The following is a 19,422-nucleotide window of genomic DNA, read 5'->3' on the forward strand; positions in this document are numbered from 1 at the left end:
CCCTACCGGCGTGCTGCGTCCCGGGAACCCGCGCCCAGGGAAGCGAAAGTCCGGCTCTTCACCGAGCCATCGCTCCACTGCCTGGTGCCTGCTCAGGAAGACCGACCTGCCGCCTTCTTGATCTCCTCGTAGATGCCCTCAGGGGCCCCCACGCCGTCCACGCTCTTGAGCAGGCCCTTCTTCGCGTAGAAGTCCTTCAGGGGAGAGGTCTCCGCGTCGTACTTCCGCAGGCGCCGCTCGATGACCTCCGGCGTGTCGTCCTCGCGCTGGACGAGCTCTGAGCTGCACTTGTCACACATCCCCGCACGCTTCGGGGGGTTCTGGGTGACGTGGTACACCGACCCGTCATTGGGGCACACACGCCGGCCCGAGCCTCGCTCGACCAGCGTGGAGTGCGGAACCTCCAGGGACACGACTGCGTCCAGTTGTCGCCCCAGCCGGATGAGCATCTGGTCCAAAGCATCCGCCTGGCCGGGCGTGCGCGGGAAGCCATCCAGCACGAACCCCTGGGCCACGTCCGGCTCCTTCAGCCGCTCCTCCACGATGCCAATGACGACGTCGTCAGGCACGTATTGCCCCGCAGCCATCAGCGGCCCGGCCACCTTGCCCAGCGCCGTGCCATCCTTCACGGCCTTGCGCAGGATGTCCCCGGTGGAGATCTGCGGGATCTGGAAGTCCGCGTAGAGCTTCTTCGCCTGGGTACCCTTCCCGGCGTTCGGCGGCCCCAACAGGATGAGGTTCATGTCGCTCCTTTGCACCAGCGTCCATCCTTGAACGACGAGGCGCCCCTCCCCACCACTGGAGAGAGGCGCCCGGAACACAACCGCCAGCCGTCAGGCCGCCACGCGAACCCGACCACGGATGCGCGGACCGCGCGGACCAGCGAAACCTTCGTAGTTGCGGCTGATGAGGTGACCCTCGATCTGCTGCACCGTGTCCAGCGCCACCCCCACCACGATGAGGAGTGCCGTGCCGCCGAACGTGAACTGCACACCCAGCACGCTGCTGATGACCGTCGGAATCACGCAGATGATGGCCAGGTAGATGGAGCCGCCGAACGTCAGCCGGTTGAGCACGCGCTCGATGAACTCCGCCGTCTGGCGTCCCGGACGGATGCCGGGGATGTAGCCGCCCTGCTTCTTGATGTTGTCCGCCACGTCATCCGGCCGGAACGTGAGCGCCGTATAGAAGTAGGAGAAGAACACCACCATCAGCACGAAGAGCCCGTTGTACACCCAGAGGTTGCCTTCGATGCTGCGCTGGAAACCCTGCAGGAACGGGAACCACGCTCCGAGCGTCGCGGGGAACGACAACACCGCGCCAGCGAAGATGGGGGGAATCACGCCCGACGCATTCACCTTCATGGGGAAATACGTCGCCTGCCCCGCGAACATCCGTCGCCCCGCCATGCGCTTGGCGTACTGGATGGGCACGCGCCGCATGCCGCGCTCCACGTAGACCACCACGCCGATGATGAGCAGCATGAAGAACAGCAGGCCCAGCACGGCCGCCACGTTCACCACTTCCTGCGTCGTCAGGTCCAGCAACTGCTTCGCGCCCGGCAACACCCGCGCCACGATGCCTGCGAAGATGATGAGCGAGATGCCATTGCCGATGCCGCGTTCGGTGATGCGCTCGCCCAGCCACATGATGAAGGCCGTGCCTGCCGTGAGGCTGACGACCGTCATGAACGTGAACCAGAGGTTGTCGTTGGGCACCACCACCTGGTTGAAGCCGCTCTGCCCTGCGTCGGAGCGCCCCAGCGAGGCCAGCCACCGCGAGATGCCCACTCCCTGCACGATGGACAGCGCGATGGTGCCGTAACGGGTGTACTGGTTGATCTTCTGCCGACCCGCGGCGCCTTCCTTCTGGAGCCGCTCCAGACTGGGCACGACCACCGCCAGCAGCTGGATGATGATGGAGGCGCTGACGTACGGCATGATGCCCAGACCGAAGATGGACATCTGCTCCAGCGCGCCGCCGGAGAAGAGGTTGAACAGCGACACCAGGCCGCCCTGTTGCTTCTGGGCGTCCATGAACGCGTTCATCGCGGAACGGTCCACGCCCGGCGTGTTGATGAAGATGCCGATGCGGTAGACGGACAGCAGCACGAGCGTGTACGCAAGCCGGCTGCGCAGCTCCGCGATGCGGAAGACATTGGCGAAGGCGTTCAAGGCCACGGGAAAGCCATCCTCTTCAAGAGGTTCTGCCAGCAACAACAAACGCCCCTCTCCGGTTCCGGAAAGGGGCGCGGAAGCCTACACAAGGCTGAAGGCGCGCACCACATCGCTGTGATGCACGCCTGTCACGCCTACGCCCGGGGCTGGCGAGGGGCCTTGACGCCCTTGCCGGAGTGGGCCTTCGCGGCCGACTCAGGCTTGTGCGCCACCAGCGGCAGCTCTTCCACGGAGCCACCGGCCTTCTCGATGTTCTCGCGAGCCGCCGCGGACACCTTGTTCACGCGCACGGTGAGCTTCTTGGCGAGCTCCCCGTGGGCCAGAACCTTCACACCGTCATAACGGCCCTTGACCAGGCCCGCCTGCTTCAATGCGGCCTCGTCCACCGTCGCGCCCGCGTCGAACACGTGCTCGAGGTCACCCAGGTTCACCACCGCGTACACGGTGCGATTGGGCGGGTTGAAGCCGAACTTCGGAAGGCGACGCTGCAGCGGGCTCTGACCGCCTTCGAAGCCTTCGAACCGCATGTTGCCGGAGCGGGCCTTCTGGCCCTTGCCACCGCGGCCTGCCGTCTTGCCGAGGCCGCTACCCTGGCCGCGACCGACGCGCTTCTTGCGGTGCCAGGAGCCCTCGGGACGCTTCAGGTTTGTCAGGATGCTCATGATTGGATCCTCGTTCCTCAGGCCTTGGCCTTGGCGGCCAGGCGCTCCAGGGCGCGGTCCCGGGCAACGATCTTCCGGGGCTTGCGACGCTTGGGCGCCGGGGCCTCCTGGCTGACCGTCTCCAGGGAGACCAGGTGCTTCACCTTGAACACCATGCCGCGCACCGCCGGGGTGTCCTTCAACAGCCGCTCGTCACCGAACTTCTTCAGACCGAGGCCACGGATGGTGGCCAGCATGTCCTCGGAAGAACCCGAGAAGCTCTTCATCAGCTTAACCTTGAGCGCCATGACTAGCCCCTCGCCTCGCCCGCGAGCTTCTGGGTTTCGACGTCCTTGCCACGCAGCCGCGCGACCTGCTCGGCGCTGCGCAGCAGCTTCAGGCCCGCCACCGTAGCCTTCAGCACGTTGTGCGGATTCCGGGAACCCTGGCTCTTCGTCAGGATGTTCCGGATACCCGCCGCCTCGAGGACCGCGCGCACCGCACCACCGGCGATGACGCCCGTACCTTCGCTGGCCGGCTTCAAGAGCACCCAGCCGGCACCGAAGTGCCCCAGGATCTCGTGCGGAATGGTGTGACCCATGCGCGGAACGCGGAACAGGTTCTTCTTCGCGTTCTCGCCGCCCTTGCGGATGGCTTCGGGGACTTCGTTGGCCTTGCCCAGGCCCACGCCCACGTGCCCGTTGCCATCGCCCACCACGACGAGCGCGGCGAACGAGAAACGACGGCCACCCTTAACCACCTTGGCCACGCGGTTGATGTTCACCACGCGGTCGGTCAGGTCCAGATCGTTCGGATTGATCGGAGTTGCCACTTGAGGAATTCCTTTCTGGTACCTAGAACTTCAGGCCGGCTTCGCGCGCGGCGTCGGCCACGGCAGCGATGCGCCCATGGTAGGGGAAGCCGTTGCGGTCGAAAACCACCGCGTCGACGTTGGCGGCCTTGCACTTCTCCGCGATGAGAGAACCCACCCGCTTGGCGTCGGACTTCTTGTCGCCCTCGTCCTTGCCCTTCAGCTCCTTGGACAGGGAGGAAGCATACGCCAACGTGCGGCCGGTGGAGTCATCCACCACCTGCGCGTAGATGTGCTTGAGGCTCTTGTACACCGTAAGCCGCGGGCGCTCGGTGGTTCCCGAGAGCTTCTTGCGGATGCGGTTCTTCCTCTTGAGACGCTGATCGACCTTGGACATGGCTGCTTCCTTTTCCGTCCGGCGGCGATGCGGCCTTCCACCGCCGGATGATTCCGCCTGGCCCCAGGGCCCGGCAGGGTTGAACTATTGGCGAAGACGGGGCGACGACTACGTCGTACCGGTCTTGCCCTCCTTGCGACGGATGCGCTCCTCGGAGTACTTGATGCCCTTGCCCTTGTAGGGCTCCGGCGGGCGCAGCGAGCGGATGTTGACCGCCGTGGCGCCCAGGGCTTCCTTGTCCGCCGAGCGGAGCGTCAGCCCCACCGTGGGAAGGCTGTCCTCGGTGCGCGAAGCCTTATCGACTTCGGCCGTCACGCCTTCCGGCAGGTTGAACACCACCGGGTGGGAGTAGCCGAGGGAGAAGTGGATCGCCTTGCCCTTCACTTCCGCGCGGAAACCAACGCCGCGGATGTCCAGGCGCCTCTCGAACCCCGTCGACACACCCTTCGCCGCGTTGGCGAGGATGGTGCGCGTCAGGCCGTGGAGGCTGCGAGCCTCGCGAGAGTCGTCCTCGCGCTGCACCGTCACCTGGCCGTCCTTCACCTCCACCTTCACCTTGGCGGGGAGCTTGACGGACAGCTTGCCCTTGGGCCCTTCGAAGTTGACCTGCTCGTTGGCGATGTTGACTTTCGTCTTGTCGCCAAGCTTGATCGCCAGTTTTCCAATCCGACTCATGATTGCCTCGTGCTCGGGTCGCCTGGGGCGCGCTCCTCGCGGGGCGCTACACCCAGACTCCTGGCTAGTAGACCTTGCAGAGCAGCTCGCCGCCGACCTTCTGCTTCCGGGCCTCGGTGTCCACCAGGATGCCGCGCGACGTGGAGAGGATGGAAATGCCCATGCCTCCCAGCACCTGCGGGATCTCGCGGACCGTCACGTAGCGGCGCAGACCAGGCTTCGACACGCGGTGGATACCGGTGATCGCCGGGCTGCGATCCGGGCCGTACTTCAGCTGGACGGAGATCTCGCTCTGCGGCGCGAGCTCGTGGATGGTGAAGTCACCGATGTAGCCCTCGTCCTTGAGGACCTTGATGACCTCGACCTTGAGCTTCGAGTGGGGGATGACGACCTTGTCGTGCCGCGCGCGCGAAGCATTGCGCAGGCGGGTCAGCATGTCGCCAACGGGATCATTGACCGGCATGAAACACCTTCCGAAGCGGCGTCCCCTTCAGGGCGACTCCGCGATCGCAACCACCCACGCCTGCCGGGCCCATCCCGGGGGTTCGCGGTGATCGCCACTGCCCTTCTACTTCGGCGGTGCACCACCCTACCCTCTTCAGGGCGGGGCTGGCACCGCGAATCCAGCGGTCTACCAGGACGACTTGGTGACGCCGGTGATCTCGCCGCGCAGCGCACGGTGGCGCAGGCAGATACGGCACATCTTGAACTTGCGCAGGAAGGCGCGAGGACGACCGCACAGACCACAGCGGTTGTACTGACGCACGGGGAACTTCAGCTTGCGCTTCGCCTGGGCAATCTTGGAGAGCTTGGCCATGATCGATGGGAGTCCTGAACTCGGTCCTACTGACGGAACGGCATGCCGAAGTGACGCATCAGCGCCAGTCCCTGCTCGTCGTTCGGGGCGGTGGTGACGAAGCTGATGTTGAGCCCCTTCACCTTCTCGATCTGATCGTAGTTGATTTCCGGGAAGATGATCTGCTCGCGCACTCCGAGCGTGTAGTTGCCCTTCCCGTCGAAGGCCTTCGGGGACACGCCCTTGAAGTCACGCACGCGCGGGAGCGCGACGGAGATCAGACGGTCCATGAACTCGAACATGCGGTCGCCGCGCAGCGTGACCGCAGCACCGATGGCCTGGCCCTGGCGCAGCTTGAAGTTCGCGATGGACTTGCGCGCACGCGTCACGACCGGCTTCTGACCGGTGATGGCGGCCAGCTGGTCCACCGCCGACTCCAGGATCTTGTTGTTGGCGAGCGCCTCGCCCAGACCCATGTTGACGACGATCTTCTCCAGCCGCGGCACTTCCATGGGGTTGTTGAGCCCCAGCTCCTTCATGAGCGACGGAACGCCTTCCTTGCGGAAACGATCCTTCAGACGCGCCGAGCGGGCCTTCAGGCCTTCCTCGATGTTCGCGGCGAAGCCGACCTTCTTGGCTTCTTCCTTGCGTCCGCGCTTCTTTTCCTTCTTGTCCTTCGGTTCGGCCTTCTTCTCGTCAGCCATTTTTCAATCCCCTGCTTCGGAACGCCGTTCTGAACCCAGCGCGCCCGATCAGTCCTTCTTCTGGAACCTGGAAACACCCGGAGAGGCCCACAATTTCAGCCCTCCAGGCGTGCACGCCCGCCTGCCCCACCGGAAGGTGGAGCAAGGGGCGCGCATACATGCCCGAACACGGACCCCTAGTCAATCAGGGCGTCACACTGCTTGCAGAACCGCTTGGAGGCTTCTCCCTCCTTGCGGATGCCGACGCGGGTCGGCTTGTCACACTTGGCGCACACCACCTGGACGTTCGAGAGCGCGATGGTACCCGGCTTCTCGATGATGCCGCCCTCGGGGCTCTGCGGCGTCTTGCGCATGTGGCGCTTGACCAGGCGCAGGCCCTCGACCGTCACGCGGCCCGCCTCCCGGTCGACCTTCAGCACCTTGCCGCGCTTCGTCGCCGGCGTCTTCTCCGAGCGCTCGGACCCGGAGATGACCTGGATCGTGTCACCGACTTTCAGCTTCTGCATGGCTTCCTCACTCTGGCTGTTCGCCGTCCGGCCTGCGTCCTCTTAGAGGACCTCGGGCGCCAGCGAGATGATCTTCATGAACTTACGGGCACGCAGCTCACGGGCCACCGGCCCAAAGATGCGCGTCCCGATGGGCTCCAGGTCCTTGTTGATGAGGACCGCCGAGTTGCCGTCGAACTTGATGTAGCTGCCATCCGCCCGACCCACCTCGCGACGGGTGCGGACGATGACGGCCTTGGCCACGTCACCCTTCTTCACCTTGGAGTTGGGCAGCGCCTCGCGGATCGACACGACAATGACGTCGCCGATGGAGGCGTACTTGCGCTTGGAGCCGCCGAGAACCTTGATGCAAAACACCTTCTTGGCGCCCGAGTTGTCGGCCACATCGAGCACACTCTGCATCTGAATCATGTGAAGTCTCCTCTTGCTCGAACCAGGCCGCCCGCTTCATGGCGTGCGGACCCGGTGTGGCCTACCTAGACGTTCTTGCTCTTCTCCAACACCTCGACCACGCGCCAACGCTTGTCCTTCGAAGCGGGCTTGGTCTCGGCGATGCGCACCCGGTCACCCTCGTTGATCGTGACCTTCTTCGGGTAGTCGTGATCCTCGACGTGCGCCTTGTACTTCTCGCGCAGGCTCATGATCTTCCCGTACTTCGGGTGGGGAGCGCGGCGCTGGACGGTGACGACCACCGTCTTCTGCATCTTGTTGGAGGTGACGATGCCCACGCGGGTCTTGGGACGACCCCGGGTGGAGGTCTCGGCAGCGGGCGTTTCGGTCGCTTCAGCCATGTTGGTTCTCACTGTCTGTCATGCACCCGGGCCCTCTGCCCGGATGGCCGCGGGCGCCCGGGTGAGCCCGGACGCCATCACGGATGCACTGCTACAACTACCCCGCCTTCGCGGCCCGGGCCTTCTCGCCCAGGACGGTGAGGATGCGGGCCAGATCGCGGCGATGCTGCACGCCCTCTGCAGGGCTGTCCAGCGAGCCGGTCCGGCGCTTCAGTCGATCCTGGACCAGCGTGTCGCGCAGTTCCTTCGCACGATTCTGCAGGTCATCCGTCGACAGGTCCTTCAGTTCCTTCGCAGTCGCCATCTTGTCTCCTCGGCGCGATGCGGACGCCCTCCCTGTTTCGAGGGGGGCGCCCGCCGCGGTGCGTGACTACAGCGAGAGGTCCTTGCGCTGCACGATCTTGGTGAGCAGCGGCAGCTTCGCCTGCGCCAGCTTCAGCGCCCCTCTGGCGATCTCGTTCGTCATGCCCTCCATCTCATAGAGGACGCGACCCGGCTTGACCACCGCGACGTAGTACTCCACGCCACCCTTTCCGGTACCCATTCGGGTCTCGGCGGGCTTCTTCGTGATGGGCTTGTCCGGGAAAATCCGGATCCAGATCTTGCCGCCGCGCTTCACGTGGCGGGTCATCGCGATACGGGCCGCCTCGATCTGTCGCGAGGTGATCCAGCCCGGCTGGAGGCTCACCAGGCCGAACTCACCATACGTGAGGTCGCTGCCCCGGTGGGCCGCGCCGCCCATGCGGCCCTTCTGCATCTTTCGGTATTTGGTTCGAGCAGGCTGAAGCATCGTCGCTGTCCTTCGTGCCTCACGGACAGGGCGGGTCTTTCAACCCGCCCTGCTGAGGGCGTCTTACCGGTTGGTGGGCATGGGGGCCTGGCCGCCCTTGCCCGGGAGGACCTCGCCCTTGCAGATCCAGACCTTGCAGCCAATCTTGCCGTAGGTCGTCTTGGCCTCGGCGAAGCCGAAGTCGATGTCGGCACGAAGGGTGTGCAGGGGCACGCGGCCCTCGCGGTACCACTCGTAGCGCGCCATCTCGGCGCCACCCAGGCGCCCCGAGCAGGCAATACGGATGCCCTTGGCCCCGAACTTCATCGCCGTCTGCAGCGCCTTCTTCATGGCGCGGCGGAACGCGATGCGGCGCTCGAGCTGCGTGGCGATGTTCTCCGCCACGAGCTGCGCGTCCGTCTCGGCCTTGCGGACCTCGACGATGTTCAGGAAGACCTCGTTCTTGGTGAACTGCTGCAGGTCCTTCTTGACGGTCTCGATGCCCGCGCCGCGCTTACCGATGACGATACCCGGTCGAGCGGTGTGGACGTTGACCTTCACCTTGTTGGCGGCGCGCTCAATCTCCACCTTGGAGACGCCCGCATGATTCAGTGACTTCTTCACGAACTCGCGGATGCGAATGTCCTCGTGGAGCCACTGGGCGTAGTTCTTGTGCTCGAACCACTTGGAGTCCCAGGTCTTGATGACGCCGAGCCGGAACCCGATCGGATGTACTTTCTGTCCCAAACTGATTCTCCTTGGTGCGTCCGGGCAGGGCCCGACGGGTCCTACTTCTTGGCGTCTGCCAACACGACGTGGACGTGGGCGGACTTCTTCTGGATGGGCGTCGCGCGCCCCATGGCGCGCGGCATAAACCGGCGCTGGGTGGCGGCCTGATCCACGGAGATGGTCTTGACGTAGAGGGTATCCACGTCGACCTGCCCCTTGGACAGATCCGTCGCGTTGGCGACGGCGCTCTTGATGAGCTTCTCCACCGGCCGCGCAGCAGCGCGCGGGGTGAACTTCAGGATGTTCAGGGCAGCCTCAACAGGCTTGCCCCGGATGAGCGCCGCGACGAGGGACAGCTTTCGCGGGCTCATGCGCAGGTGACGCAGATGTGCAGTCGACTCCATGGTCATCTCCTCAGGCTCTCAGGCGAACGAACGGGCTACTTGCCCGGGGCCTTGGCGACCTTCTTCTCCGCCGAGTGGCCACCGAAGGTACGCGTCGGGGCGAACTCGCCGAGCTTGTGGCCCACCATGTTCTCCGTGACGAACACCGGAATGAACTTCTTGCCGTTGTGCACGGCGAAGGTGTGACCCACGAACTCAGGGAGAATCGTGGAGCGCCGGGACCAGGTCTTGACGACCGCCTTCTTGTTCGCCGCGATCATCCCCTCGATCTTCTTGAGGAGGTGATCATCGACGAACGGACCCTTCTTGATCGAACGAGCCATGTTTCAAATCCTCTTACTGGCTGCGCGCGCCCTGACGGCGGCCGCTCACGATGAATTTGTCGGTGCGCTTGTTGGTGCGCGTGGTGAGGCCCTTGGTCTTCTTGCCCCACGGAGACACCGGGTGCGGGTTACCCTGGCCGGACTTGCCCTCGCCGCCACCGTGCGGGTGGTCAACGGGGTTCATCGCCAGACCGCGGACGGTGGGACGGATGCCCAGCCAGCGGCTCTTACCCGCCTTGCCGATGCGAATGATTTCGTGCTCGATGTTGCCCACCTGGCCCACGGTGGCACGGCACTCGATGAGCACCTTGCGCACGGCACCCGACGGCATGCGGACCTGGGCGTAGCGCTCTTCCTTCGCCATGAGCTGGCCGGAAGTGCCCGCGGAGCGGATGACCTGGGCGCCACGGCCCGGCTTCAGCTCCACGTTGTGGATGACCGTACCCACCGGGATGTTCTGCAGCGGGAGGCTGTTGCCAGGCCGGATGTCGGAGGAGGCGCCGGCGAAGACGGTGTCGCCCACGCTCAGGCCGACGGGGGCCAGGATGTAGCGCTTCTCGCCGTCCGCGTAGTGCAGGAGGGCGATGTTCGCGGTGCGGTTCGGGTCGTACTCGACAGCGACGACCTTGGCCGGCACGCCGTCCTTGTCCCGGCGCTTGAAGTCGATGGTGCGGTAACGACGCTTGTGACCGCCACCCTGGTGACGACGGGTGATGTGCCCGTGAACGTTGCGGCCACCCGAGCGCTTCAGCGGCTCGGTGAGGGCCTTCTCGGGCGAGTCCTTGGTGATGTCCGCGAAGTCGGACACCGTCATCAGACGGCGGGCGGCGCTGGTCGGCTTGTACTTCTTGATGCCCATGGTGTGTTCCTCGTCTCAGGCTGATCTGTCGCCAGTGGCGTCAGACCGCCCCCCCTTCGAAGAGTTCGATCTTGTCACCTTCCTTGAGGGTGACGACCGCCTTCTTGAAGTTGGGGCGCTGGCCGATGCTCTTGCCCACCCGCTTCGTCTTGCCGCGCACGATGTTGGTGTTGACACCCTCGACCGTGACCTTGAACAGGGCCTGCACCGCGCGGGACACGTCGTGCTTCGTGGCCTTGCGGTCCACGATGAACGAGTACTGGCGGAACTTCTCGCGGGCCTTGTCCAGCTTCTCCGTGATGAGCGGACCCTTGATGACGTCGTTCAGATTCATGACAGGGACCCCTCAAGCGCCTTCGCGGCCGCGGAAGTCAGGACGAGGTGCGAGTGCTTGAGCACGGACTCGAGGTTGAACCCCTCGGGCGGCAGCACGTCGAACTTCGCCAGGTTGCGCACGCTGCGGTGCAGGTTGGTGTTGCCGCGCTCGTCGATGACCAGCGCGTTCTGGAGCTTCAGCCGGCGGGTGAGGACCTCGAAGGCCTGCTTGGACTTCGGGGCATCCAGCTTGAACCCGTCCAGGATGATGAGCTGCTTCTCCTTGGCGCGCAGGGACAGGACGGCGCGCAGCGCCCCCCGACGAACCTTGCGCGGCGGACGGTAGAAGTAGTCACGCGCCTTCGGAGCCATCGCCTTGCCGCCGCCCACCCAGTGGGAAGCGCGGATGGAACCCTGACGGGCCCGGCCGGTGCCCTTCTGCTTCCAGGGCTTCTTGCCGCCACCGCTGACGAGCGAGGTGTTCTTCACCCCGACCGTACCCCGGCGCCGGTTGATCTGCTGCATCTTCGCCACCTCGTAGAACAGGTGGCTGTTCTGCTCGGCACCAAAGATGTCGTCGGAGAGTTCGATCTCCGAAACCTTCTTCAAATCCAGGTCGACTACGTCAAACTTCGCCATGGCACTTTCCTCGGGGGTCAGAGTGAAACCACTCCGACGCCATCCCGCTTCCTAGGACTTGATCTCGACGTCAACGCCGGCAGACAGATCCAGCTTCATCAGCGCATCCAGCGTCTGCTGGGTCGGCTCAAGGATATCGAGCAGGCGCTTGTGCGTGCGGATCTCGAACTGCTCGCGGCTCTTCTTGTCCACGTGCGGCGACCGCAGCACGGTGAACTTGTTGATGCGCGTCGGCAGGGGGATCGGACCGGCCACCTTGGCGCCCGTGCGCTTGGCCGTCTCGACGATCTCCCCAGCACTCTGGTCCAGGAGCTTCGAGTCGTACGCCTTCAACCGGATGCGGATCTTCTGTGTCGCCATTCGAAAGAACCTCTTTGAACGACCTCTGAACCGAGAGGCGGTACGCCCGTCAACGCCTGGATTTCAGAGAACCGTTTCTTCGGAACGAAGGGGCGCGGTGTGTACCACCACACCCCGTGGGTTGCAACTGGATTCCCACCTGCCCTCCGGGAGCGCCCTGTTGGGCCTTCCGGAGAGCCTGGTGGCCTGAGTGCTACGCGATGATTTCCGCAACGACGCCCGCGCCCACCGTACGGCCGCCCTCACGAACGGCGAACCGCAGCTCCTTCTCCATGGCCACCGGGGTGATGAGTTCCACCTCGATCGCGATGTTGTCGCCCGGCATCACCATCTCGACGTTGTCCGGCAGCTTCACCGTCCCCGTCACGTCCGTCGTGCGGAAGTAGAACTGCGGGCGGTAGCCCTTGAAGAACGGGGTGTGGCGCCCACCCTCTTCCTTCGACAGCACGTAGATCTGCGCCTTGAACTTCGTGTGCGGCGTGATGGAGCCCGGCTTCGCCAGCACCTGGCCACGCTCCATGTCCTCGCGCTTGAGGCCGCGGACCAGCGCGCCGATGTTGTCGCCCGCGCGGCCCTCGTCCAGCAGCTTGCGGAACATCTCCACGCCCGTCACCACCGTCTTCTGCGTCGCGCGCAGGCCGACGACTTCGACTTCCTCGCCCACCTTGATGATGCCGCGCTCGACGCGGCCCGTCGCCACCGTGCCACGGCCGGCGATGGAGAAGACGTCTTCCACCGGCATCAGGAAGGGCTTGTCCGTCGCGCGCTGCGGCGTCGGGATGTAGCTGTCCACCGCCTCCATCAGCTTCAGGATGGCCGGCTCGCCGATGTCGCTGGTGTCACCCTCGAGCGCCTTGAGCGCCGAGCCGGGGATGATGGGGATGCTGTCGCCGGGGAACTCGTACTTCTTGAGCAGGTCCCGCACTTCCATCTCCACGAGCTCGCGCAGCTCGGGGTCGTCCAGCATGTCCACCTTGTTCAGGAAGACGACGATGTAGGGCACGCCGACCTGGCGCGCCAGCAGGATGTGCTCGCGCGTCTGCGGCATCGGGCCGTCCGCCGCGGAGACCACCAGGATGGCGCCGTCCATCTGCGCCGCTCCGGTAATCATGTTCTTCACGTAGTCCGCGTGCCCCGGACAGTCGACGTGCGCGTAGTGGCGGTTCTTCGTCTTGTACTCCACGTGCGCCGTGGAGATGGTGATGCCGCGCTCCCGCTCTTCCGGCGCCTTGTCAATCTGGTCGTACGCCATGAACGTGGCGCCGCCCGTCTTGGCGAGCACCTTCGTGATGGCGGCGGTCAGCGACGTCTTGCCGTGGTCCACGTGCCCAATCGTTCCGATGTTCACGTGGGGCAGGCTGCGATCGAACTTTTCCTTGGACATGAACCACTCCTCACGACGGCACCGGTGCAACCCCGGCGGTCTGGAACCTTGGGAGAACTCCCGAGCGGTGCTGCGTGTGCTTCAAAGCCGCTGGAACGTCAATACAATTCGCCCGGCGGCTTCCCCCACGAGCGAGGCATCAGCGGTTGAGGGCGGACTTGGGCGCTGCCGCGTAGTGCTTGAACTGCATGGTGTACGTCGCCCTTCCCTGGCTCTTGCTGCGCAGGTCGGTCGAGTAGCCGAACATGGCCGCCAGGGGCACCTCTGCCTGGATGGCCTGCACTCCGCCGGGCCGGGGCGTCATCCCCAGGATCTTCCCCCGACGGGCGTTCAGGTCGCCGATGACGTCGCCCATGGCTGCCTCGGGGGTGAGGACCTCCGTGGCCATGATGGGCTCCAGCAGCACCGGCTGGGCGGCGCGGACCGCGTCCTTGAAGGCCAGCGAGCCGGCGATCTTGAACGCCATCTCCGAAGAGTCCACGTCGTGCATGGAGCCGTCGTAGGCCTCCACCTTCACGTCCACCATGGGGTAGCCGGCCACCGGGCCGTTCTGCATGGCCTCCCGGGCGCCGTCGCGCGCGGCGTCCACGAACTCCTTGGACACGGCGCCGCCGGTGATGCTGTTGATGAACTCGAAGCCCTTGCCGGGCTCGTTGGGCGACACGCGCAGCCAGATGTGGCCGTACTGTCCCTTGCCGCCCGCCTGGCGGATGTACTTGCCCTCCGCCGTCTGCGTCGTCGTCACGGTCTCGCGGTAGGCCACCTGGGGCTTGCCGATGTTCGCGTCGACCTTGAACTCGCGCAGGAGCCGGTCGACGATGATCTCCAGGTGCAGTTCGCCCATGCCGGCGATGAGCGTCTGGCCCGTCTCCTCGTTGGTGCGCACGCGGAAGGAGGGATCCTCCATCGCCAGCCGCTGCAGGGACTGGATGATCTTGTCCTGGTCGGCGGTGGACTTCGGCTCGATGGCGATATCGATGACCGGCTCGGGGAACTCCATCCGCTCCAGCACGATCTGCTGCTTGTCGTCGCAGAGCGTGTCACCCGTCGTCGCGAGCTTCAGGCCGACCACGGCGCAGATGTCACCGGCGTAGCACTCGGTGAGCTCGTCCTTCTTGTCCGCGCGCATCTGCACGAGCCGGCTGACGCGCTCACGCTTGCCCTTCACGGAGTTCCACACCGCCGTGCCCGCCTCCAGCTTCCCCGAGTAGACGCGCAGGAACGTCAGCGTCTGCGAGGAGAACGACGGGTCGTTCATGATCTTGAACGCCAGCGCGCTGAAGGGCGCGTCGTCGCGTGTCTCGCGCACCGCGTCCTCGCCCTTTGGCGTCTTGCCCTGGATGGGCGGAACCTCCAGCGGGCTGGGCAGGTAGTCCACCACCGCGTCCAGCAGCGGCTGCACGCCCTTGTGTCGGAACGCCGAGCCGCAGAACACGGGGAACAGCTGCAGGCCCACGCAGCCCTTGCGGATGGCGCGACGCACCTCCTCCTCGGTCAGCTCCTGGCCCTCAAGGAACTTCTCCGTGAGCGCGTCGTCCTGTTCGGCCGCGGCCTCCAGCAGCTCCGCACGCGCGGCCTCCGCCGCGGCCCGGAACTCCTCCGGGATCTCCACGACGTCGACCTTGCTGCCCTGCTCCTGCTCCTGGAAGACGAGCGCCTTCATGCGGACCAGGTCGATGACGCCCTTGAGCTTGTCCTCGGAGCCCAGCGGCAGCTGCATGCGCACGGGGCGCGCGCCCAGCTTCTCGCGGATGGTGCCGACGGACATCTCGAAGTCCGCGCCCACGCGGTCCATCTTGTTGATGAAGCAGATGCGCGGGACCTTGTAGCGGTCCGCCTGACGCCACACCGTCTCCGACTGCGGCTCGACACCGTTCACGGCGTCGAACACCGCGATGGCGCCGTCGAGCACGCGCAGCGAGCGCTCCACCTCGATGGTGAAGTCCACATGCCCGGGCGTGTCGATGATGTTCACGCGGTAGCGGTGGCCCTCGCGCTCCCAGAAGGCGCTGATGGCCGCGGACGTGATGGTGATGCCACGCTCGCGCTCCTGCACCATCCAGTCCGTGGTGGTGGTGCCTTCGTGCACCTCACCCATCTTGTGGATGGCGCCTGTGTAGAACAGGATCCGCTCGGTGGTGGTCGTCTTGCCGGCATCGATGTGCGCCATGATGCCGATGTTGCGGTAGCGCTCGAGGGGGAACTCGCGGGCCATGAGTCAGTTCCTTCCAGGGAGGCGGGAGGAACCGGGAGCGGCCCTCTCCACCGACCGTTCGGACATCTCAGAGAATCTGCCGTGCTGACAAACAAAACCGCCCGGACGCTGGCAGCGCATCCGGGCGGCAACCGCGAAGCCCCTGAGGGGACCTACCAGCGGTAGTGCGCGAAGGCCTTGTTCGCCTCCGCCATCTTGTGCGTGTCTTCACGCTTCTTCACCGCGTTGCCGCGGTTGTTGGCGGCGTCCATGATCTCGCCGGCCAGCTTCTCCTGCATGGTCTTCTCACCGCGCGCCTTGGCGTAGGAGATGATCCAGCGCATGCCCAGCGCGACGCGGCGATCCTGACGGACCTCCACGGGCACCTGGTACGTGGCGCCACCGACGCGACGGCTCTTGACCTCAAGCACCGGCTTGACGTTGTCCAGGGCCTTCTTGAAGGTCTTGAGGGGGTCTTCCTTCGCGCGCTCCTCCATGAGGGCGAAGGCGCCGTAGCACACGCCCTCCGCGATGGACTTCTTCCCCTTGCGCATCAGGTCGTTGACGAACTTGGTGACGAGCCGGTCCTGGAACTTCGGATCCGGGAGAATCTTCCGCTTGGCGACTACGCGACGACGAGGCATCTCTTCCCTTACGCCCCACTCCCCTCATCGAGGGAAGCCTGATGGGGCTTCAAGACTTGGACTTCCAGGGACACTCCCCAGGGTGTGGGGCCAGCGTCCAACACTGCTTCAAGGACAGCGAAGGTGTTCCGCGCCAACGACGCGCGGGGGACCGACTAGCTGGGACGCTTCGCGCCGTACTTCGAACGGCTCTGCTTGCGACCGGCAACGCCCACGGAGTCCAGCGTGCCGCGGATGATGTGGTAGCGAACGCCCGGGAGGTCCTTCACACGGCCACCGCGGATCATCACCACCGAGTGCTCCTGGAGGTTGTGGCCCACGCCGGGGATGTAGGAGGTGACCTCGATCCCGTTGGTCAGACGAACGCGAGCCACCTTGCGGAGCGCGGAGTTCGGCTTCTTCGGAGTCGTGGTGTAGACGCGGGTGCACACGCCGCGCTTCTGGGGGCACTCCTTCAGGGCAGGGCTCTTGCCCTTGATGTTGAGCTTCTCGCGGCCCTTGCGGACGAGCTGGCTGATGGTCGGCACTGAAACCTCTTCTTCGATGGGAACCGCTTCCGGATACACGAAAGCGGAGCATATCTACCTACAGGCTACAGAAAGGCCCGCGAGTATAGGGAGGGCCCCCCGGGTGTCAAGCATGGCTTGCCCCTGGGCCTGAACCGGCCAGAGGACCCGGGTTGATTCCACCAGACACCCGAAAAACCTGGGACTGAGACAACGGCCGGACGCTCTACTCCGCGCAACCCTAGAAGTCGAGGACCATCACGATCGCATCCTCGCCCTCGTCCGCGTAGTAGTTCGGGCGGACGCCGACCGGCCGGAAGCCCAGCGAGCGGTAGAGGTTGAGCGCGGATTCGTTGCCCCGGCGGACCTCCAGGGTGGCCAGCGAGCAGCGGCGCCCCACGCCCCGGCGCAGCACCTCCTCCATCACCGTGCGCGCGACGCCCCGGCGACGGTGGACGGGGGCGGTGGCCACGTTGAGCACATGGACCTCGTCGTGGACGATCCAGAAGATGGCCAGGCCCAGGAGCTCCACGCCGCCTTCGGGCCGGGGCTCCTCCACGAGGAGGATGGTGGACCAGTCATGCTGGAGTTCGCGCCCGAGCAGCTCGTGGGACCACGGGTTCTTGAAGGACGCCTTCTCCAGCGCCATCACCGCCGGCATGTCCTCCACGGTCATCTGCCGGATGATGAAGCCCTGCCCCTTTTCGGGAGTCCCGTCCTCCCGCAGCCGTCTCATCGCCGTGCCTCCCGCGCGAAGGGCGCCACGCGCCGCACCTGCGCCGACTTGCGTACTTCAGCCAGGGCCTGGGCCGCCAGCTCCCCGTAGCGCGCTCGCACCAGCTGCTCGCGGATGGCGGTGCGCGCCGCCTGATCGAAGTCCCCGGGGTAGAGGTCCCGGTGTTCGTCGTAGTGGTGACGCACCTCCGCTTCGCTCACCTGTGCCTTCAACCGGACCCGGCTGTCCAGGATTCGCTCCGCCCGGAGGCCGCGCGCCAACACCGCCGCCAGCGCCTCGCGGCTCACGTCGTGACGGGCGAGGAAGCGCCGCAGCCCCTCCTCCCCTCCCAGCCTGGCCCGCAAAGCGTCCAGGCGGGCCTCCACCTCCGAGGGCTCGGCCGGGAAGGCCTGGAGCCGGTCAGCGCTCAGGACCTGGAGCCGCTGGTTGATGGACAGCTCCAGCGCGCCCTGGAGCGTCTGCTCGTCCAGCGGCAGGGCGGCGACCTGCACGGCCCCTCGCTGGATCAGCGCCACCCGGGCCTCCATCTCCAGCTCGCTCTGGGTCAGGACCTGCCCCTCGATGACCGCCACGACGCGGTCCACCACCCTGCCCTCCTGCCTGGGGGCCTCCGTGGGGGGCGCGGCGTGGGCGGTCGCCCCCGACCCGAGGGAGGCGCCCAGGAGGCAGCACGCCAGCCACAGGGGGACCTTCCGACGCCCGCGCGGTGCTGGCATGGCCTTCCTCATCTTCCGGCGACTGTAACCATCCCGGCCCTGTCGCGACATCCCGTGCTGGCGCTCACCAACCCACTGGTTACGTTCTTGGCTGTCGGGTACTGCACGGCGAGAACTATGGCGGACGACTACTACCAGATTCTGGGCGTGCCACGGACGGCGTCCGCGGACGAGCTCAAGAAGTCCTTCCGGAAGCTGGCGCGCCAGCACCACCCGGACGTCAACCCCGGGGACAAGGCGGCGGAGGAAAAGTTCAAGCGCATCAACAGCGCCTTCGAGGTGCTGGGAGACCCGAAGAAGCGCGCGCTCTACGACGAGTTCGGCGAGGACGCGGAGAAGATCGGCTTCGACGAGAAGAAGGCCACGGCCTATCGCCAGTACCGGGCGGCCCAGGCGGCCGGGGGCAGTGGTGGCGGGGGCATCCCCTTCAGCACCGAGGGCGTGGACCTGGGCGACCTGTTCAACGACATCTTCGGGCGCTCGGGCAGTGGAGGGCATGGCGGCGGCTTCGACGTGGGCGACCTCTTCGGCCGGGGGCGGGGCGGCAGCCGGTCCACGGCGGCCGAGCGCGGCGACGACCTGACCACCAGGGTGCAGATCTCGCTCGCCGAGGCGGTCTCCGGCACCGAGCGAACGCTGTCCCTCCAGCGCCCGGGCCGCTGCAGCAAGTGCCAGGGCGAGGGCCACACCGGGAAGCTGATCAGCTGCCCCACCTGCAACGGCACGGGCCGGGCGCGCCGGGGCGGGGCCATGTTCGGCGGCTCGGGCGTGTGCCCCACCTGCCGTGGCAGCGGCCGGGCGCCGGAGCCCTGCTCGCAGTGCGGGGGGCGCGGCATCCAGGAGGAGACGACGCGGCTGACGGTGAAGATTCCCGCCGGCGTCCTGACGGGCTCCAAGGTGCGGCTCGCCGGCCAGGGCGCGGCGGGCGTCCAGGGCGGGGCCCCTGGCGACCTCTACATCGAGACGGAGGTGGCCGAGCATCCCCTGGTGCGCCGCGAGGGCGACGACCTGTACCTGGACCTGCCGGTGACGGTGTCCGAGGCCCTGCTGGGCGGCGAGGTGCGCGTGCCCACGTTCCAGGGCGAGGTGACACTGAAGGTGCCCGCGGGCTCGCAGTCCGGCCGGAAGATGCGACTCAAGGGGCGGGGCGTGCCGTCGCTCCGGGGCGGGACACCGGGAGACATGTACCTCCTCCTCCAGGTGAAGGTGCCCGAGGACGCCACCGACGAGGTGCGCGCGGCCGCGGAAGTCCTGGCGAAGGCCTACCGGGGTGACGTGCGCCGGGAGTTGAACCTGTAGTGTTGTTGCCGCGTGGTACCTCTTGTTGCCTCTTGTCCTGGAAGGCG

General features: G+C 66.1%; 29 protein-coding genes. 1 reads left to right on the forward strand and 28 read right to left on the reverse strand.

The features are described from left to right. Window positions 1-92: 92 nt before the first annotated feature. The 28 genes from OV207_RS13675 to OV207_RS13810 form a co-directional block, all read right to left on the reverse strand. A complete protein-coding gene (locus OV207_RS13675; protein ID WP_267555666.1) occupies window positions 93-743 on the reverse strand; it encodes an adenylate kinase in 651 nt (216 codons plus the stop codon). 90 nt (window positions 744-833) lie between these two features. Next, window positions 834-2,180 (reverse strand): preprotein translocase subunit SecY, encoded by a 1,347-nt coding sequence (gene secY / locus OV207_RS13680; protein ID WP_193430066.1) that lies wholly within the window; start codon window positions 2,178-2,180, stop codon window positions 834-836. Between the two features lie 131 nt (window positions 2,181-2,311). Continuing rightward, window positions 2,312-2,839 carry a 50S ribosomal protein L15 gene (gene rplO / locus OV207_RS13685; protein WP_193430067.1) on the reverse strand — a complete coding sequence of 176 codons (528 nt, stop codon included), beginning with the start codon at window positions 2,837-2,839 and terminating at the stop codon, window positions 2,312-2,314. A 17-nt stretch (window positions 2,840-2,856) separates the two neighbouring features. Continuing rightward, window positions 2,857-3,126 carry a 50S ribosomal protein L30 gene (rpmD, locus tag OV207_RS13690; protein ID WP_193430068.1) on the reverse strand — a complete coding sequence of 90 codons (270 nt, stop codon included), beginning with the start codon at window positions 3,124-3,126 and terminating at the stop codon, window positions 2,857-2,859. 2 nt (window positions 3,127-3,128) lie between these two features. Continuing rightward, on the reverse strand, window positions 3,129-3,650 hold the full coding sequence (gene rpsE, locus OV207_RS13695) for a 30S ribosomal protein S5 (RefSeq protein WP_014395877.1): 522 nt from the start codon (window positions 3,648-3,650) through the stop codon (window positions 3,129-3,131). A gap of 22 nt (window positions 3,651-3,672) precedes the next feature. After that, on the reverse strand, window positions 3,673-4,026 hold the full coding sequence (rplR, locus tag OV207_RS13700) for a 50S ribosomal protein L18 (RefSeq protein WP_120532359.1): 354 nt from the start codon (window positions 4,024-4,026) through the stop codon (window positions 3,673-3,675). A 108-nt stretch (window positions 4,027-4,134) separates the two neighbouring features. Then, a complete protein-coding gene (rplF, locus tag OV207_RS13705; protein WP_193430069.1) occupies window positions 4,135-4,701 on the reverse strand; it encodes a 50S ribosomal protein L6 in 567 nt (188 codons plus the stop codon). Between the two features lie 64 nt (window positions 4,702-4,765). After that, a complete protein-coding gene (gene rpsH / locus OV207_RS13710) occupies window positions 4,766-5,164 on the reverse strand; it encodes a 30S ribosomal protein S8 (RefSeq protein ID WP_120532361.1) in 399 nt (132 codons plus the stop codon). A gap of 168 nt (window positions 5,165-5,332) precedes the next feature. After that, window positions 5,333-5,518, reverse strand: a complete 186-nt coding sequence (locus OV207_RS13715; protein WP_014395873.1) for a type Z 30S ribosomal protein S14 — start codon at window positions 5,516-5,518, stop codon at window positions 5,333-5,335. A gap of 26 nt (window positions 5,519-5,544) precedes the next feature. Continuing rightward, window positions 5,545-6,201: a 50S ribosomal protein L5 gene (gene rplE / locus OV207_RS13720; RefSeq protein WP_120532362.1), complete on the reverse strand. Its 657-nt coding sequence runs from the start codon at window positions 6,199-6,201 to the stop codon at window positions 5,545-5,547. A gap of 176 nt (window positions 6,202-6,377) precedes the next feature. Further along, window positions 6,378-6,707, reverse strand: a complete 330-nt coding sequence (gene rplX / locus OV207_RS13725; RefSeq protein WP_120532363.1) for a 50S ribosomal protein L24 — start codon at window positions 6,705-6,707, stop codon at window positions 6,378-6,380. 42 nt (window positions 6,708-6,749) lie between these two features. Then, window positions 6,750-7,118, reverse strand: a complete 369-nt coding sequence (rplN, locus tag OV207_RS13730; RefSeq protein WP_014395870.1) for a 50S ribosomal protein L14 — start codon at window positions 7,116-7,118, stop codon at window positions 6,750-6,752. A 65-nt stretch (window positions 7,119-7,183) separates the two neighbouring features. Further along, window positions 7,184-7,498 carry a 30S ribosomal protein S17 gene (rpsQ, locus tag OV207_RS13735; protein WP_014395869.1) on the reverse strand — a complete coding sequence of 105 codons (315 nt, stop codon included), beginning with the start codon at window positions 7,496-7,498 and terminating at the stop codon, window positions 7,184-7,186. Window positions 7,499-7,595: 97 nt separating this feature from the next. Beyond that, complete coding sequence (gene rpmC, locus OV207_RS13740; RefSeq protein ID WP_120532365.1) at window positions 7,596-7,802, reverse strand: 50S ribosomal protein L29; 207 nt, start codon at window positions 7,800-7,802, stop codon at window positions 7,596-7,598. Between the two features lie 66 nt (window positions 7,803-7,868). Further along, window positions 7,869-8,288, reverse strand: coding sequence for a 50S ribosomal protein L16 (gene rplP, locus OV207_RS13745; RefSeq protein WP_120543255.1), 420 nt, complete (start codon window positions 8,286-8,288; stop codon window positions 7,869-7,871). A 63-nt stretch (window positions 8,289-8,351) separates the two neighbouring features. Then, complete coding sequence (rpsC, locus tag OV207_RS13750) at window positions 8,352-9,014, reverse strand: 30S ribosomal protein S3 (RefSeq protein ID WP_193430070.1); 663 nt, start codon at window positions 9,012-9,014, stop codon at window positions 8,352-8,354. A 41-nt stretch (window positions 9,015-9,055) separates the two neighbouring features. Next, window positions 9,056-9,400: a 50S ribosomal protein L22 gene (gene rplV / locus OV207_RS13755; RefSeq protein ID WP_120532368.1), complete on the reverse strand. Its 345-nt coding sequence runs from the start codon at window positions 9,398-9,400 to the stop codon at window positions 9,056-9,058. 35 nt (window positions 9,401-9,435) lie between these two features. Continuing rightward, window positions 9,436-9,723 carry a 30S ribosomal protein S19 gene (rpsS, locus tag OV207_RS13760; RefSeq protein ID WP_014395864.1) on the reverse strand — a complete coding sequence of 96 codons (288 nt, stop codon included), beginning with the start codon at window positions 9,721-9,723 and terminating at the stop codon, window positions 9,436-9,438. 13 nt (window positions 9,724-9,736) lie between these two features. Next, a complete protein-coding gene (rplB, locus tag OV207_RS13765; RefSeq protein ID WP_120532369.1) occupies window positions 9,737-10,582 on the reverse strand; it encodes a 50S ribosomal protein L2 in 846 nt (281 codons plus the stop codon). 40 nt (window positions 10,583-10,622) lie between these two features. Beyond that, window positions 10,623-10,916, reverse strand: a complete 294-nt coding sequence (locus tag OV207_RS13770) for a 50S ribosomal protein L23 (RefSeq protein ID WP_120532370.1) — start codon at window positions 10,914-10,916, stop codon at window positions 10,623-10,625. Then, window positions 10,913-11,536, reverse strand: coding sequence for a 50S ribosomal protein L4 (rplD, locus tag OV207_RS13775; protein ID WP_193430071.1), 624 nt, complete (start codon window positions 11,534-11,536; stop codon window positions 10,913-10,915). Before rplD ends, OV207_RS13770 begins: the two co-directional genes overlap by 4 nt. A gap of 51 nt (window positions 11,537-11,587) precedes the next feature. Further along, window positions 11,588-11,896, reverse strand: a complete 309-nt coding sequence (gene rpsJ / locus OV207_RS13780) for a 30S ribosomal protein S10 (protein WP_002633608.1) — start codon at window positions 11,894-11,896, stop codon at window positions 11,588-11,590. 193 nt (window positions 11,897-12,089) lie between these two features. Beyond that, a complete protein-coding gene (gene tuf, locus OV207_RS13785) occupies window positions 12,090-13,280 on the reverse strand; it encodes an elongation factor Tu (protein WP_267555691.1) in 1,191 nt (396 codons plus the stop codon). A gap of 139 nt (window positions 13,281-13,419) precedes the next feature. Next, window positions 13,420-15,495, reverse strand: coding sequence for an elongation factor G (gene fusA / locus OV207_RS13790; RefSeq protein ID WP_267555693.1), 2,076 nt, complete (start codon window positions 15,493-15,495; stop codon window positions 13,420-13,422). A 152-nt stretch (window positions 15,496-15,647) separates the two neighbouring features. Beyond that, window positions 15,648-16,118: a 30S ribosomal protein S7 gene (gene rpsG / locus OV207_RS13795; RefSeq protein ID WP_014395858.1), complete on the reverse strand. Its 471-nt coding sequence runs from the start codon at window positions 16,116-16,118 to the stop codon at window positions 15,648-15,650. Between the two features lie 155 nt (window positions 16,119-16,273). Continuing rightward, window positions 16,274-16,645, reverse strand: a complete 372-nt coding sequence (gene rpsL, locus OV207_RS13800; protein WP_014395857.1) for a 30S ribosomal protein S12 — start codon at window positions 16,643-16,645, stop codon at window positions 16,274-16,276. A 220-nt stretch (window positions 16,646-16,865) separates the two neighbouring features. Then, entirely contained in the window at window positions 16,866-17,360 is a 495-nt protein-coding gene (rimI, locus tag OV207_RS13805) for a ribosomal protein S18-alanine N-acetyltransferase (RefSeq protein ID WP_193430639.1), read from the reverse strand. Beyond that, a complete protein-coding gene (locus OV207_RS13810; RefSeq protein ID WP_267555705.1) occupies window positions 17,357-18,076 on the reverse strand; it encodes a hypothetical protein in 720 nt (239 codons plus the stop codon). The genes rimI and OV207_RS13810 overlap by 4 nt, the downstream gene beginning before the upstream one ends. Window positions 18,077-18,193: 117 nt before the next feature. On the opposite strand from OV207_RS13810, the gene OV207_RS13815 reads away from it, so the two are divergent. Then, entirely contained in the window at window positions 18,194-19,375 is a 1,182-nt protein-coding gene (locus tag OV207_RS13815; protein ID WP_267555707.1) for a J domain-containing protein, read from the forward strand. The last annotated feature ends 47 nt before the right edge of the window (window positions 19,376-19,422 follow it).

Origin of the sequence: Corallococcus sp. BB11-1 (assembly GCF_026626625.1) — a bacterium.
GTDB lineage: Bacteria > Myxococcota > Myxococcia > Myxococcales > Myxococcaceae > Corallococcus > Corallococcus soli.

What these genes read in the sequence shown, in the direction of transcription:
- rplO (WP_193430067.1), bottom strand. Translation starts at nt 2,839, where the DNA reads ATGAGCATCCTGACAAACCTGAAGCGTCCCGAGGGCTCCTGGCACCGC.
- OV207_RS13715 (WP_014395873.1), bottom strand. Translation starts at nt 5,518, where the DNA reads ATGGCCAAGCTCTCCAAGATTGCCCAGGCGAAGCGCAAGCTGAAGTTC.
- OV207_RS13815 (WP_267555707.1), top strand. Translation starts at nt 18,194, where the DNA reads ATGGCGGACGACTACTACCAGATTCTGGGCGTGCCACGGACGGCGTCC.
- rplV (WP_120532368.1), bottom strand. Translation starts at nt 9,400, where the DNA reads ATGGAGTCGACTGCACATCTGCGTCACCTGCGCATGAGCCCGCGAAAG.
- rpsH (WP_120532361.1), bottom strand. Translation starts at nt 5,164, where the DNA reads ATGCCGGTCAATGATCCCGTTGGCGACATGCTGACCCGCCTGCGCAAT.
- rplN (WP_014395870.1), bottom strand. Translation starts at nt 7,118, where the DNA reads ATGATTCAGATGCAGAGTGTGCTCGATGTGGCCGACAACTCGGGCGCC.
- rplB (WP_120532369.1), bottom strand. Translation starts at nt 10,582, where the DNA reads ATGGGCATCAAGAAGTACAAGCCGACCAGCGCCGCCCGCCGTCTGATG.
- rplD (WP_193430071.1), bottom strand. Translation starts at nt 11,536, where the DNA reads ATGGCGAAGTTTGACGTAGTCGACCTGGATTTGAAGAAGGTTTCGGAG.
- rimI (WP_193430639.1), bottom strand. Translation starts at nt 17,360, where the DNA reads ATGAGACGGCTGCGGGAGGACGGGACTCCCGAAAAGGGGCAGGGCTTC.
- fusA (WP_267555693.1), bottom strand. Translation starts at nt 15,495, where the DNA reads ATGGCCCGCGAGTTCCCCCTCGAGCGCTACCGCAACATCGGCATCATG.
- rpmC (WP_120532365.1), bottom strand. Translation starts at nt 7,802, where the DNA reads ATGGCGACTGCGAAGGAACTGAAGGACCTGTCGACGGATGACCTGCAG.
- OV207_RS13810 (WP_267555705.1), bottom strand. Translation starts at nt 18,076, where the DNA reads ATGCCAGCACCGCGCGGGCGTCGGAAGGTCCCCCTGTGGCTGGCGTGC.
- rpsS (WP_014395864.1), bottom strand. Translation starts at nt 9,723, where the DNA reads ATGGCTCGTTCGATCAAGAAGGGTCCGTTCGTCGATGATCACCTCCTC.
- rpsJ (WP_002633608.1), bottom strand. Translation starts at nt 11,896, where the DNA reads ATGGCGACACAGAAGATCCGCATCCGGTTGAAGGCGTACGACTCGAAG.
- rplR (WP_120532359.1), bottom strand. Translation starts at nt 4,026, where the DNA reads ATGTCCAAGGTCGATCAGCGTCTCAAGAGGAAGAACCGCATCCGCAAG.
- rpsG (WP_014395858.1), bottom strand. Translation starts at nt 16,118, where the DNA reads ATGCCTCGTCGTCGCGTAGTCGCCAAGCGGAAGATTCTCCCGGATCCG.
- rplE (WP_120532362.1), bottom strand. Translation starts at nt 6,201, where the DNA reads ATGGCTGACGAGAAGAAGGCCGAACCGAAGGACAAGAAGGAAAAGAAG.
- rpsQ (WP_014395869.1), bottom strand. Translation starts at nt 7,498, where the DNA reads ATGGCTGAAGCGACCGAAACGCCCGCTGCCGAGACCTCCACCCGGGGT.
- rpmD (WP_193430068.1), bottom strand. Translation starts at nt 3,126, where the DNA reads ATGGCGCTCAAGGTTAAGCTGATGAAGAGCTTCTCGGGTTCTTCCGAG.
- rplP (WP_120543255.1), bottom strand. Translation starts at nt 8,288, where the DNA reads ATGCTTCAGCCTGCTCGAACCAAATACCGAAAGATGCAGAAGGGCCGC.
- OV207_RS13675 (WP_267555666.1), bottom strand. Translation starts at nt 743, where the DNA reads ATGAACCTCATCCTGTTGGGGCCGCCGAACGCCGGGAAGGGTACCCAG.
- rplF (WP_193430069.1), bottom strand. Translation starts at nt 4,701, where the DNA reads ATGAGTCGGATTGGAAAACTGGCGATCAAGCTTGGCGACAAGACGAAA.
- OV207_RS13770 (WP_120532370.1), bottom strand. Translation starts at nt 10,916, where the DNA reads ATGAATCTGAACGACGTCATCAAGGGTCCGCTCATCACGGAGAAGCTG.
- tuf (WP_267555691.1), bottom strand. Translation starts at nt 13,280, where the DNA reads ATGTCCAAGGAAAAGTTCGATCGCAGCCTGCCCCACGTGAACATCGGA.
- rplX (WP_120532363.1), bottom strand. Translation starts at nt 6,707, where the DNA reads ATGCAGAAGCTGAAAGTCGGTGACACGATCCAGGTCATCTCCGGGTCC.